Source organism: candidate division WOR-3 bacterium (genome assembly GCA_039801245.1).
Taxonomy (GTDB): Bacteria; Hydrothermota; Tepidihabitantia; order Tepidihabitantales; family Tepidihabitantaceae; genus JAOABP01.
This window is the reverse complement of sequence record JBDRUF010000007.1, coordinates 15,363-27,513: the sequence shown is the minus strand read 5'-3', so window position 1 is coordinate 27,513 and position 12,151 is coordinate 15,363. Positions and strand designations below refer to the sequence as shown.

17 protein-coding genes and 2 tRNA genes are annotated in these 12,151 nt (G+C 51.6%); all 19 read left to right on the top strand.

Features of this window, described 5'->3' with window-relative positions; translation table 11 throughout:
• The first annotated feature begins 3 nt into the window (after positions 1 to 3).
• The 19 genes from ABIK47_01960 (at position 4) to cdd (ending at position 12,149) form a co-directional block, all read left to right on the top strand.
• Positions 4 to 76, top strand: a tRNA-Gln gene (locus tag ABIK47_01960).
• Between the two features lie 41 nt (positions 77 to 117).
• Entirely contained in the window at positions 118 to 1,056 is a 939-nt protein-coding gene (locus tag ABIK47_01955) for a ribose-phosphate pyrophosphokinase (GenBank protein MEO0019389.1), read from the top strand.
• A gap of 9 nt (positions 1,057 to 1,065) precedes the next feature.
• Positions 1,066 to 1,782 carry a 50S ribosomal protein L25 gene (locus ABIK47_01950; protein MEO0019388.1) on the top strand — a complete coding sequence of 239 codons (717 nt, stop codon included), beginning with the start codon at positions 1,066 to 1,068 and terminating at the stop codon, positions 1,780 to 1,782.
• Between the two features lies 1 nt (position 1,783).
• Complete coding sequence (pth, locus tag ABIK47_01945; protein ID MEO0019387.1) at positions 1,784 to 2,377, top strand: aminoacyl-tRNA hydrolase; 594 nt, start codon at positions 1,784 to 1,786, stop codon at positions 2,375 to 2,377.
• An 8-nt stretch (positions 2,378 to 2,385) separates the two neighbouring features.
• Entirely contained in the window at positions 2,386 to 3,444 is a 1,059-nt protein-coding gene (ychF, locus tag ABIK47_01940; protein ID MEO0019386.1) for a redox-regulated ATPase YchF, read from the top strand.
• A 10-nt stretch (positions 3,445 to 3,454) separates the two neighbouring features.
• Positions 3,455 to 3,817: a 30S ribosomal protein S6 gene (gene rpsF / locus ABIK47_01935; GenBank protein MEO0019385.1), complete on the top strand. Its 363-nt coding sequence runs from the start codon at positions 3,455 to 3,457 to the stop codon at positions 3,815 to 3,817.
• Positions 3,810 to 4,280: a single-stranded DNA-binding protein gene (gene ssb / locus ABIK47_01930; protein MEO0019384.1), complete on the top strand. Its 471-nt coding sequence runs from the start codon at positions 3,810 to 3,812 to the stop codon at positions 4,278 to 4,280. The genes rpsF and ssb overlap by 8 nt, the downstream gene beginning before the upstream one ends.
• Before the next feature lie 77 nt (positions 4,281 to 4,357).
• A complete protein-coding gene (gene rplM, locus ABIK47_01925; GenBank protein MEO0019383.1) occupies positions 4,358 to 4,789 on the top strand; it encodes a 50S ribosomal protein L13 in 432 nt (143 codons plus the stop codon).
• Between the two features lie 6 nt (positions 4,790 to 4,795).
• The gene (gene rpsI / locus ABIK47_01920; protein ID MEO0019382.1) at positions 4,796 to 5,185 is read left to right on the top strand and encodes a 30S ribosomal protein S9; all 390 of its coding nucleotides are present in this window, start codon (positions 4,796 to 4,798) and stop codon (positions 5,183 to 5,185) included.
• Complete coding sequence (rpsB, locus tag ABIK47_01915; GenBank protein MEO0019381.1) at positions 5,170 to 5,898, top strand: 30S ribosomal protein S2; 729 nt, start codon at positions 5,170 to 5,172, stop codon at positions 5,896 to 5,898. The genes rpsI and rpsB overlap by 16 nt, the downstream gene beginning before the upstream one ends.
• 14 nt (positions 5,899 to 5,912) lie before the next feature.
• The gene (gene tsf / locus ABIK47_01910) at positions 5,913 to 6,494 is read left to right on the top strand and encodes a translation elongation factor Ts (GenBank protein MEO0019380.1); all 582 of its coding nucleotides are present in this window, start codon (positions 5,913 to 5,915) and stop codon (positions 6,492 to 6,494) included.
• The gene (locus ABIK47_01905; protein ID MEO0019379.1) at positions 6,487 to 7,167 is read left to right on the top strand and encodes a UMP kinase; all 681 of its coding nucleotides are present in this window, start codon (positions 6,487 to 6,489) and stop codon (positions 7,165 to 7,167) included. Before tsf ends, ABIK47_01905 begins: the two co-directional genes overlap by 8 nt.
• Positions 7,161 to 7,718, top strand: a complete 558-nt coding sequence (gene frr / locus ABIK47_01900) for a ribosome recycling factor (GenBank protein MEO0019378.1) — start codon at positions 7,161 to 7,163, stop codon at positions 7,716 to 7,718. The genes ABIK47_01905 and frr overlap by 7 nt, the downstream gene beginning before the upstream one ends.
• Complete coding sequence (locus tag ABIK47_01895; protein ID MEO0019377.1) at positions 7,718 to 8,443, top strand: isoprenyl transferase; 726 nt, start codon at positions 7,718 to 7,720, stop codon at positions 8,441 to 8,443. The genes frr and ABIK47_01895 overlap by 1 nt, the downstream gene beginning before the upstream one ends.
• Complete coding sequence (locus ABIK47_01890; GenBank protein ID MEO0019376.1) at positions 8,430 to 9,257, top strand: phosphatidate cytidylyltransferase; 828 nt, start codon at positions 8,430 to 8,432, stop codon at positions 9,255 to 9,257. The genes ABIK47_01895 and ABIK47_01890 overlap by 14 nt, the downstream gene beginning before the upstream one ends.
• A gap of 2 nt (positions 9,258 to 9,259) precedes the next feature.
• Positions 9,260 to 10,237: a hypothetical protein gene (locus tag ABIK47_01885; protein ID MEO0019375.1), complete on the top strand. Its 978-nt coding sequence runs from the start codon at positions 9,260 to 9,262 to the stop codon at positions 10,235 to 10,237.
• 242 nt (positions 10,238 to 10,479) lie between these two features.
• A tRNA-Leu gene (locus tag ABIK47_01880) sits at positions 10,480 to 10,561 on the top strand.
• A gap of 11 nt (positions 10,562 to 10,572) precedes the next feature.
• Complete coding sequence (locus tag ABIK47_01875) at positions 10,573 to 11,763, top strand: phosphopentomutase (protein MEO0019374.1); 1,191 nt, start codon at positions 10,573 to 10,575, stop codon at positions 11,761 to 11,763.
• On the top strand, positions 11,760 to 12,149 hold the full coding sequence (gene cdd, locus ABIK47_01870) for a cytidine deaminase (protein ID MEO0019373.1): 390 nt from the start codon (positions 11,760 to 11,762) through the stop codon (positions 12,147 to 12,149). Before ABIK47_01875 ends, cdd begins: the two co-directional genes overlap by 4 nt.
• The last annotated feature ends 2 nt before the right edge of the window (positions 12,150 to 12,151 follow it).

Here is a 12,151-nt window from a genome sequence, read left to right as displayed (position 1 = left end):
AATTGGGGCGTTGTCTAATCTGGCAGGACACAGGACTTTGGATCCTGGCGTGAAGGTTCGAATCCTTCCGCCCCAGAAAAACATAGTGAGACTGAGGTCAATTTTGATGGAGCAGTTATGGAAAGATTGAAGATTTTTTCCGGGCGTGCTAACAAGCCTCTGGCAGAGGAAATCTGCGCTCACCTTGAGATACCTTTAGGTGAGGCAGAGGTAACCAATTTTGCCGATGGTGAAATCCGGGTCAGCATCAATGAAAGCGTCCGGGGTGATGATGTCTTCGTTGTCCAGCCCACACCCCCACCCGCTGACAACATCCTGGAACTACTCCTGATGATTGATGCCCTTAAACGGGCATCAGCCCGCCGGATTACCGCGGTTATTCCCTATTATGGTTATGCCCGGCAGGACCGTAAGGACAAACCCAGGGTCCCCCTTTCTGCTAAACTGATTGCCAATCTCCTGACCCGTGCCGGTGTTGACAGGGTTTTAACAATGGACCTCCACGCCGATCAGATTCAGGCATTTTTTGATATCCCGGTTGACCATCTCTTTTCCACTCCGGTACTGATTGAATACTACCGGCAGCACACGGCTAATCTGGTTGTGGTTGCACCTGACACCGGCAGGGCAAATCGTGCCCGCGGCTTCGCCCAGCGCCTTAAGGACGATATACCGCTCGCTATCATCGACAAGCGACGCACGGCACCAAATCAGGTAGAGGCGCTTAGGGTCGTGGGTGAGGTTGGGGGTATGAATGCTCTAATCTTTGATGATATGATTGATACCGGAGGAACCCTCATCAATGCCACCCGCGCACTCATTAATGCCGGCGCCAAGACTGTCCGCGCCACCGCTACCCATGGACTCTTTTCTGGTAATGCTATTAACCTCATCGCCGGATCTCCACTTGAAGAGGTGGTTGTGACTGATACCATCTTCCACCCACAAGCGAAACAACACGAGAAGATAAAAATCCTGTCCGTATCCTCCCTTCTCGCTGAGGCAATCCTGCGGATCCACCGCGAGGATTCAGTCAGTTCATTATTTATTCAGTAAAGGAGAACCATGGCACAGATCAAGGCAACAATTAGAAACGAAACTGGTAAATCCAAGGTCAAAAAACTCCGCCGCGCTGGCTTCTTGCCCGCGGTGATGTACGGTCATGGCGACCCCTCGGTTTTACTCACGATTTCTGCCCATGAGTTCGGAATGACGCTACGGGAATTAAAAGGGCACACACCAATAGTTGATGTTCAGATTGCCGACCAGGACACAATCCGCTGTGTCATCAAGACTATTCAGCGAAATCCGATTGACGGCTCCTTTCTCCATGTTGACTTTCAGAAGGTCCACCCTGATGAACGGATTACAATGAATGTTCCGGTGGTCATCCGTGGTGTTGCCGCCGGGGTAAAACAGGGTGGCATGCTGGAAGTCCTTTTACGCGAAATTCCGGTTCGGGCGACCATCGACAGATTTCCCGAACACATTGAAATTGATGTCACTAATTTAAGGATGGGACACAGCATCCATATCGCCGACCTGAAATACGAGGGGTTAGAATTTCTCCTTCCCCCGGAATCTGCAATTGTAACCATCCTCACGCCCCGCAAACTGGCTGCCGCGGTTGAAGCGGCGACAGCACCGGCCGTAGGTGCTCCTGAACCTGAGGTAATCAAGGAGAAAAAGGCGGCGGAAGAGACAGAGAGCGAAGAGGGAAAAGGCAAGAGCCCCGAAGCCGAACCGGAGTCAAAGAAAAAACCGGAAGAGAAGAAAAAATAGTATGACCATTTTCGGTCTTGGCAACCCCACTGAACGCTATGCGCTCACCCGTCACAACCTTGGCTTTATGACGCTTGATACCATTGCCCAGCTTCTCCAAATCCGCTTCCATCACATACCGGGCAGGTTCCTTGCCCAGACTGTATTTGCGGGAAAGAAGCTTCTCCTCATAAAACCGCTTCTTTATATGAACCACTCCGGGGTCGTTGTCAAAGAACAGCTGACTGAACATCCTGATGACTTCCTTGTGGTGGTCGATGACATCGCCCTCCCCTTCGGTACCATTCGGCTCAGACCCAAAGGTTCGGATGGCGGTCACAAAGGTCTTGCATCCATCATCTACCACCTCGGGACCGATAGATTCCCTCGGCTCCGTATCGGTATCGGTTCACCTAAGGAGGGTGACGCAACCGAATATGTCCTTTCGCCCTTTAGTAATGAAGAGATGAAAATGTTGCCTAATGTCCTAAGACGAGCAACTGACGCCTGCTTGATGGTTGCCACCTGTGGTCTGGAAAAGGCAATGAACCAATTCAATACCCCCGTACCCAATAAGTCAGCTGATATAATTGCGGCGGATAACAAAAGAGGGTAGGGATTCGGATGAGAATCGGCATAGTGGGTTTGCCCAATGTCGGCAAATCCTCTTTATTTAACATCCTCACCGGCGCACGAGCACGGGTTGACCTGTTTCCATTCACCACAATTGAAAAAAATGTCGGGGTGGGTTCAGTCCCAGATGAGCGCTTGGAAAAAATCGCTCAGGTTATCAATCCCAAAAAGGTTACCCCTGCTCACATTGACTTTGTTGACATTGCCGGATTGGTGAAGGGCGCCAGTAATGGTGAGGGGCTGGGCAACAAATTCCTCGCCCACATCCGCGAAGCCGACCTCATTCTCCACCTTGTCCGCAATTTTGCCACCCCCGACATTCCGCATATCCTTGACACAATTGACCCGGACCGAGACGCGGAAATTGTTGAGGCGGAACTGGCCATCGCTGACCTGACAGTAGTGGAGAAAAGGATAGAATCGGTGCGGAAGGAACCGGCAACGCCAGAAAGAAACCTACGCCTCTTAGCCTTGGAAAAACTGGCTGACAGATTGCATAAAACATTTACACCACCAGAACTCAGTCCGGAGGAACGGCACGCAGTAAAAGAGTTATCCCTTTTTGTGTTAAAACCTCTCGTCTATGCAATTAACTGTTCAGACACCGAGCCTACCGAACCAAACCGCTTTCCTCGCCTTGCTGCTCATAACTGTATTCTCTTCTCAGCAAAATTGGAAAATGAGATTGCCGACCTCCCCGAGTCGGAAAAGATGGAACTCCGCCAGAGCCTTAATCTTGCTCGCGAAGGTCCCGCAAAAATTATTACCACCTGTTTTTCGGCGCTTGACCTGATTCGCTTCTATACCGTCAAAGGAGAAGAGACCCGTGCCTGGTCGGCACCCCGAGGAACAACTGCCCTTGACGCTGCCTATATGATTCACACCGAAATTGGCAAAGGCTTTATCAAAGCTGAGGTCGTAAACTGGCAGGACCTAATTGCCGCAGGAAGCTTTCAAGCGGCACATACCGCCGGCAAGATTAAGATTGAAGGAAAAGGTTATGTAATTCAGGACGGAGATGTCCTGTTGGTAAGATTCAAAACCCATTAAAGGAGGAGACTTGAACCACTATGAACTCGCAGCAATTCTGGACCCCAACATTTCTGAGGGGGATATAGAGAAAATTATAGTGGAACTGACCAACCGCTTAACCACCAGTGGCGCTACCAATATATTGGATGTGAAAACTGAACGCCGTGCCTTTGCCTATCCCATTCGCAAACACCGCGAAGGCACCTATCTCTTCATTTACTTTCAAGCACCCACAACAGTTCCTGAAAAGATACGCCGCGAACTCCTCCACCGCGAAGAAATCCTCCGACTCGCCTTCTTCCGCCTACCGGAGGCAAAAGTAGCCGAACCCCAGACGGCTCTCGGACAACTGGATAAAGACCAACCGACTCCTGAGGCTAAAAATGAATGAGGCACCGCAAAACTCCCAGAGTTCGCTCAGACTCGGCTATCTTAACAGTGTAATCCTCTTAGGTAGATTGACCGCTGACCCTGATCTGCGCTATACACCAAAGGGAACCCCGGTGTGCACCTTTCGAATCGCAGTCAACCGTCGCTTCAAAGATCAGACCACCAATGAATGGAGAGACGAGACCTACTTTTTCACTGTTAACACTTGGGCACAACTTGCTGAGCGGATTGGCGAACGCCTGAAAAAAGGCTCGGCGGTGCTTGTCCAAGGCGAATTGCGCAGCCGTTCTTGGGAAACCACCACTGGTGAAAAACGAAGTGTGGTGGAAATCCACGGACGGAGCGTCCAAGTGCTGGACAAAGCCATCTCTCTTGAACCCTCTCCTGTTGAACCAGAACCAGACCTTCCCCCAGATGATGAACCTGATATCCCCAAGGATCAGCTTGATGACATCCCCTTCTGAATCCATCTCCCGTTTTTCCCTCTCCATATTTGTTTTTATTGACATAACCCTCTCTATAGATATAATTTTATTTAAAAATGAAAACTTACGTTGCTAAACCGACTGATGTTCAAGGCGCGTGGTACCTGATTGACGCCCGGAATCAGGTGTTAGGTCGCCTTGCTACCCGTATTGCACGTTTGCTGATGGGGAAGCATCGTCCGACCTACACCCCTCATGTCGACGCCGGCGACCATGTGGTCGTGATAAATGCTGCTCAGATTATCTTGACCGGAAAGAAAGTCGAGGAAAAATTCTATTATCGTCACTCCACCAAGCCAGGACACCTCAAGCGCCGCTCCTACAAAGAAATGGTAGAAAAGTTTCCCACCCGTCCGCTTCAACTGGCCGTGCTGAGAATGCTTCCCAAAAACCGACTGCAGGCAAAGCGCATACGCCGCCTCCACATCTATGTTGGACCTGAACATCCTCACAAGGCACAAAACCCCTTACCAGTAACCGTTAACTGAAGCACTATGAACCCAACTTACTTTGCTACGGGCTCGCGCAAAACCGCTACTGCGAAAGTGTGGTTGATCCCCGGTGGTAGTGAACACACAGTTAATGACAAACCGTTACAAGCCTATTTCGGTAGAAAAGACCTTGTCCAGAATGCCCTTGCCCCATTACAGGTAACTGGCACAACTAACAACTTCACCATCAAGGGGATTGTTGCCGGTGGTGGTTTGGCTGCGCAAGCAGCAGCGATTGCACTGGGGGCTGCCCGGGCACTATTAAACTACAACCCTGACCTGCGGGGACCACTTAAAGCCGCCTCCCTATTAAAACGGGACCCGAGGGAAAAAGAGAGAATGAAGTACGGGCTGGCAAAAAGAAGGAAGCGCTTCCAGTGGACCAAACGCTAACCATAAAACAACTCCTTGAGGCCGGACTCCATTTCGGTCACCATGCCCGGCGCTGGAACCCAAAGATGAAGCCTTTCATCTTCGGGAAGCGGAACGGAATATTTATCATCGATTTGGAAAAGACACTCGAGCGGCTGCGCAGCGCCTACGATGTCGTGCGGAGCATTACTGAAGCTGGCAAGGAAATTATCTTCGTCGGTACCAAGCAGCAGGCACGTCCAATAATTGAAGAAGAGGCAAAACGCTGTGGCGCCTGCTATGTAACCGTTCGCTGGGTCGGCGGGCTATTGACCAACTTCAATGTTGTCTCCACCCGCATTGCCCGGCTGGCAGAACTGGAGAGAATCCTTGCCACCACCCAGCTGAACACCTCCAAGAAGGAAATTCTGCACCTTCAGCGTGAATACCGCAATCTCGCCAAACTGTTTTATGGACTGCAACAGCTGGACCGGTTACCTGGTGCCCTGTATGTGGTGGACCCGGTTCGAGAGGCAACCGCCGTTGCTGAGGCGCGTCGGATGAAGATCCCGGTTATTGCCCTGATTGACACCAATGGCAATCCAGAACTGATTGACTACCCCATTCCTGGCAATGACGATGCCCTCCGCTCAATCCGGCTGGTCACCAGTGTCATTGCCAATGCGGTGATGCAGGGCAAGAAACAGTTTGAAACTGAAGGCGAAGAAACAGAACCACAGCCCAAGGAAGGATAGTTATGAGCCAACCGATGGATAAAGTTGTAGAACTGCGGCGCCGAACCGGTGCCGGAGTAATGGACTGCAAAACCGCGCTTGAAGAGGCAGCAGGTGATATCGATAAGGCGATTGAAATCCTGCGCAAACGGGGAATTGCCAAAGCCGCAAAAAAGGCAGAGCGCCCCACTGCTGCCGGTGTCATTGATGCCTATATCCATCCGGGAGAAAGACTCGGTGTTCTCATTGAGGTGGATACCGAAACCGACTTTGTTGCCCGCAACCAGGAGTTCCGCCGTTTTGTTCGTGACCTGGCAATGCACATCGCCGCCTGCGACCCGATTGCTATTGACCGGAGCGGGGTTCCTCAGGATGTTATTGAGCGCGAACGCCGTATCTATCAGGAGCAGGCTGGGCAATCGGGCAAACCGGCGCCGGTGATTGAGAAAATTGTCGCCGGCAAACTGGAAAAGTTTTATGCCGAGGTCTGCCTCCTTGAACAGCAGTTTGTCAAATCACCGGAAAAGACCGTTGGTGACTATCTGAAGGAGAACATCGCCAAATTCGGCGAGAACATCGTCATCCGGCGTTACGCCCGGTTTAAACTGGGTGAGTAAAACCTACCGTCGGGTTCTCTTAAAAATCTCCGGAGACTGTTTCGCCCAGGAGAAACTTTTCAATTCGGTTGTCCGTCAGTTGATTCAGGTGGAAAAGCGCCGTATCCGGCTGGCGGTGGTAATTGGCGGCGGGAACATCATCCGCGGACGGGAAAATCATACCCTTGATCCAAGAACCGCTGATATCACTGGTATGCTCGCCACGGTTATCAACGGCATCAGGCTTGCTGATCTTCTCAGTCACCAGGTGCCGGTTGAACATTTTGCCGCCTTTGCCATCGGTAATTTTGTCACACCCTATTCTGTGGAGACGGCAAGGGCAAGCCTGAAAAAAGGGAAAATTGTCATTCTTTCTGGAGGCACCGGCATTCCCTGCTTCTCCACCGATACTGCGGCTGCCCTCCGGGCGATTGAACTGAAAATGGATGTTATCCTGAAGGGAACACGGGTTGCCGGCATCTTCTCTGCCGACCCTGAGAAAGAACCAAACGCCCGCTTCTATCCGCAGATAACTTATGAACAGGCCTTAAAACAGGGACTGAAGATAATGGATGCCACCGCATTTGCCCTCTGCCAGGAGCATCGCATTCCGATTGTGGTATTTGACATCACCCGACCCCAGGCTATCCTAAATACAATCGCAGGCAAGAAAACCGGGAGTGTGGTATGTTAGAAAAACTTTACACCGAATGTCGTAACAAGATGACCAAGGCGGTTGAGGTCCTCACCGCTGAATTTGCCCGCATCAGGACCGCCCGTGCCAATCCGGCGATCCTTGATGGCGTTCGGGTCAACTACTATGAAACCCTAACACCCCTGCGCCAGGTGGCAAGCATCTCCGCACCAGAACCGCGGCAACTGGTGGTTCAGCCCTGGGACCGCAACCTATTGCCCGAGATTGAAAAGGCAATTCTCAAAGCAGAACTGGGGCTCACCCCAAAGGTCGAGGCAAACCTGATCCGAATTCCGATTCCGCCCCTCACCGAGGAAAGGCGCCGGGAGCTTGTCAAACTCTGCGCCAAACTTACGGAGGATGCCCGGGTGGCAATCCGTAATGTCCGCCGGGACATCATTGAGGATGTCAAGAAATTGGAAAAGGAAAAGAAAATCTCTGAAGACGACTCCCGCCTCGCCCAGAAAAAGGTCCAGGAGATAACAGACGAGTTCATTAAAAAACTTGACGACCTCTTTGCCAAAAAACAGGCGGAGATAATGGAAAGATAGTGCCCGATTCAGCCAAACTGAAAATCCCAATTCACATCGCCGCCATAATGGATGGCAACGGTCGGTGGGCACGACGCCGCGGACTGCCCCGTTCCTTTGGTCACCGTCAGGGTGTTCGTGCCTTGCGGACAGTGGTTGAGACCTGCGGTGAAATCGGGGTAAAGTTTTTAACTGTGTTCACCTTCTCCACCGAAAACTGGCAGCGCCCGAAAAATGAAATTGAAAGCCTGATGAAACTGCTTGCCCGCGCGGTTGAGGAAGAACGGGCTGATTTGATGAAAAACAATGTCCGGGTCCGGGCAATCGGCAGATTAAAAGACCTGCCCGAAAATGTGCGCACCAAGGTTCAATCCCTGATCGACGAAACGAAAAACAACACCGGTCTAACCCTTACCCTCGCATTGAGTTATGGTGGTAAGCAGGAGATGATTGATGCGGTGAAGCACGCCTTTGAACTCTGGCGTGCAGGCAAAATCTCCGAGCCACCCCAGACCGAAGAAGAGTTCTCCTCTTTGCTTTACGACCCAGAACTGCCACCGGTTGATTTGCTCATCCGCACCGGTGGTGAACACCGCATCTCCAACTTTCTCTTATGGCATTCGGCGTATGCCGAACTTTACTTCACCGACACCCTCTGGCCCGATTTCAAGCGCAAACAGCTCCTTGAGGCAATTGAGGACTTTTCCCGGCGCCAGCGCCGCTTTGGTCGTGTTGAAGAAAAATAGCCTTGCCGGGCGCATCATCATCGGCACAATTCTCGGTCTGATTGTTGCTGGGATAACTCTCTTCTCTAACCACCTGCCCTGGCTTTTGACCATCCTTGTCTGCGCCTGGACCCTTCTTGCCACTATTGAATTTTTGCGCCTCCTCTCCCGCGCCGAAATTGTCTTGAACCCCTATCTTCTTATCCCGCTCAACATCCTCATCATCATTGCCGCCCATCTCAACCTTCTGCCCGGTTTTCTCATTGCACCGATTGCCATTGTTTTCATCGCTGCGCTTGCCCGAACCCCTGCTTTGCCCCGGATCCCGGTTTACGGACTTTTCACCATTATCTACCTTGGCTTTCTTCCCAGCCATCTCATCCTTTTGCGCAACCTCAGCTCAAGAGAAAACTACTCCCCCTGGCTTATTCTCTTCCCTTTGATTCTCACCTGGGTCAGTGATACCGCTGCCTATGCAATCGGCAAAACTTTTGGTAGACGCAAACTCTCTTTGGCACTCAGCCCGAACAAAACCCTTGAAGGCTTCATTGCCGGACTTCTTTTCTCCGCCCTTTTGGCAGCGCTCTGGCTGGTTTATCTCAAGCCATTTACAGGTGCGCCGCGCTGGTGGCTGGCATTAATCGGCATTGGACTCTCCGCAATCGGTCAGGCGGGTGACCTCTTTGAGTCCCTTTTCAAAAGGGCGGTGGCGGTCAAAGACAGCGCTGAAACCCTGGGCGCGCATGGCGGGTTCCTTGACCGGGCTGACAGCCTCCTCTTCACCATCCCCGCATTTTATTATCTCGCCATTCTCACCGGGAAAGGCTGGGGTTAAGGTTGCGATTAATACCAGTTGCCTTTGACTCTTTTGGTGTCAAGGGAATGTGCACCCGGATTGAAACCCCGGATTTGACCGTCACCATTGACCCGGGCGTATCCATCCAGACCGACGAATCTCCCCTGCCGGAAAAAACCCGCAGCCAGCTCTTGAGTCAGTATGAAGAACAGGTAATCGCCTCCTGCGCGCGGTCAGATGCAATCGTCATCAGCCATTACCACCTTGACCACCTTATCCCTCGGCGCGAACCCAAAATCTATTCCGGCAAAATCATCTTTGCCAAGGCGCTTAGTGACCTGCCTCAGAACCAACAGGAGACCGCCAAAAATTTGTTCCAGACCATTGACGGTCTGCCCAAGGAGATAATCTGGGCTGATGCCAGGAAGTTCAGATTCAAGAAAACCGAAATCTCATTCTCCGAACCGGTCTGGCACGGCCGGGCAGACGCCGAACCGGGAAAGGTGCTGATGACCTATATCACGAGAGGCAAAAGCCGGCTTTTAGTCTCCTCAGACATTGCCGGACCTGTGGACGAGAAAACCACCGACCTCATCTGTGAATTCAACCCGCAGGAGGCGGTAATTGACGGCTATCCCAGCTTTCTTCAACCCGAACCAAAAACCGACCTGGAACTAATCAAAAGCATTATCAACATCTGCCGCATCCTTCATCTCCCAGGGCTGAAAACCCTCATCCTTGACCATCACCTTTGCCGCGACTACCGCTACCCGGTACTTTTCAAAACCGTTTACCAGAAGGCGGCAAAACTGAAAAAAAGGTTCGGCACCGCAGCTGAACTCGCCGGTAGCAAAAGCGCGATTCTTCAAGGGTTGGAAAACTATGGCACCACTCGTTTTCACCGCTGGCAACCGCTTGAACCTGAAGACCTGCGTGCGACCCTTCAGACGGCGATTGCTAAAGGTGAAATCAGCCCTGACTGGCTCCACTCATTTGACCGCTGGGTTATAAAAACCTGAGCCCCTCCCATTTAGAGCCAGAAATTCAGAAAAATTAACGCAGAATCTTTCAGTTTATAACAAACCAATATAATAAGTTACATAATGGCAAGACCTTAATGAGTTGTTGAATCTTCGTTCTTGTTTCAAAGGGCAGGTCCACCCCACCACCCCCGGTATCGTAGAGAATTTGGGAATCTTGGGCAAAGGCTTTCAAGATTGACAGGTGTCAGGCTGTCGCTATAATGCTTCAGCCTGATTTCGCCGGGGTGGTGGAATTGGCAGACACGCATGGTTGAGGGCCATGTGCCTCACGGCATGCAGGTTCAAATCCTGTCCCCGGCATTAAAGCCCTGATGGAAAAGCCGCGTGTCATCATCATTGTCCTTGACGGTGTCGGGTGCGGCGAGCTGCCTGATGCCGCCCGTTTTAATGACTGCGGCTCAAATACCCTTGCCCACCTTGCCGATGCGGTCGGCGGTCTTTTTTTACCCAACCTTGCTCGTCTCGGTCTGGGAAACATCATTAGGATAAAGGGGGTGCCCGCACAAAAAAAGCCTGAAGCCGCCTATGGCAAGATGGCGGAGAAATCCGCGGGCAAGGATTCAACAACCGGGCACTGGGAGATTGCCGGCATCATCACCAGGGAGCCATTTCCGGTCTTCCCTGATGGTTTTCCGCAGGATTTAATCGGGGAGTTTGAAACACGAATTCGGCGCCGGGTTATTGGCAATGTTGCGGCATCTGGAACCGAGATTATCAACCGGTTGGGAGAAGAGCATCTCAAGACCGGTTTTCCGATTGTCTACACATCTGCGGACAGCGTTTTTCAGATTGCCGCACATATTGATGTTATCCCGGTTAAGGAGCTCTACCGCTTCTGTGAGATTGCCCGTGAACTTCTCACCGGTCCTTATCGGGTGGCGCGGGTCATTGCCCGACCATTTGCCGGCAGACCTGGCTCATTTTACCGCACCGCTGAGCGCAAGGACTTCTCCCTGCCACCACCGGAGCGGACCCTCTTGGACAATGTCAAGGAGGCAGGGCTGGAGGTTTTCGGCATCGGCAAGATTGACGACCTTTTTGCCGGTCAGGGGCTGACAAAGAATCATCATTCGGTTAATAACGAGGAATGTATTGATTTCATTTTCATTGCGCTCAAGGAGAATAAGCCTGGGCTTATTTTTGCCAACCTTGTTCAGTTTGATATGGAATGGGGGCATCGCAACGACCCAAAAGGGTTTGCCAAGGGGCTGATGGATTTTGACTCCCGGCTCAATGAGATTCTTCTGGCCCTGAAACCCTCTGATATCCTTTTTATCACCGCTGACCATGGGTGTGACCCAACGACCAAATCAACCGACCATTCCCGCGAATATGTGCCTTTGCTTGTTTATGGCGAGAAGGTAAAGCCGGGCATCGACTTGGGAACAAGAGAGACATTTGCCGACTTGGGCGCAACCGCTGCCGAGTTCCTTGGGGTCAAACCCACATCTGCAGGCAAAAGTTTCCTGAATAAAATAATCAAAGAATTGGAGGAAAAATGAGTCAGAAAACGGTTGCGCGGCTTTTGTCCGCAGCCAAAAAGGCAACAAAAAGGGCATATGCCCCTTATTCAAAATTCCGGGTTGGTGCTGCGGTTCTGACAGGGAAAGGCAAAATCTATTCAGGCGCCAATGTGGAAAATTCCTCCCTGGGGCTGTCAATCTGTGCGGAAAGGGTGGCGGTGTTCAAGGCGGTGAATGCCGGTGATACTGACATCAAGGCGGTTTTGGTATTTACTCCAACAGGGGATTTCACACCTCCTTGCGGCGCCTGTCTGCAGGTGATTGGTGAGTTTGGCAATGACCCGTTAATCATTCTGGCAACACCCAAAGGGACAAAGAAACTGCGTCTGAAAAAACTCTTGCCTTTAGGTTTTCGCCTAAAATAAAA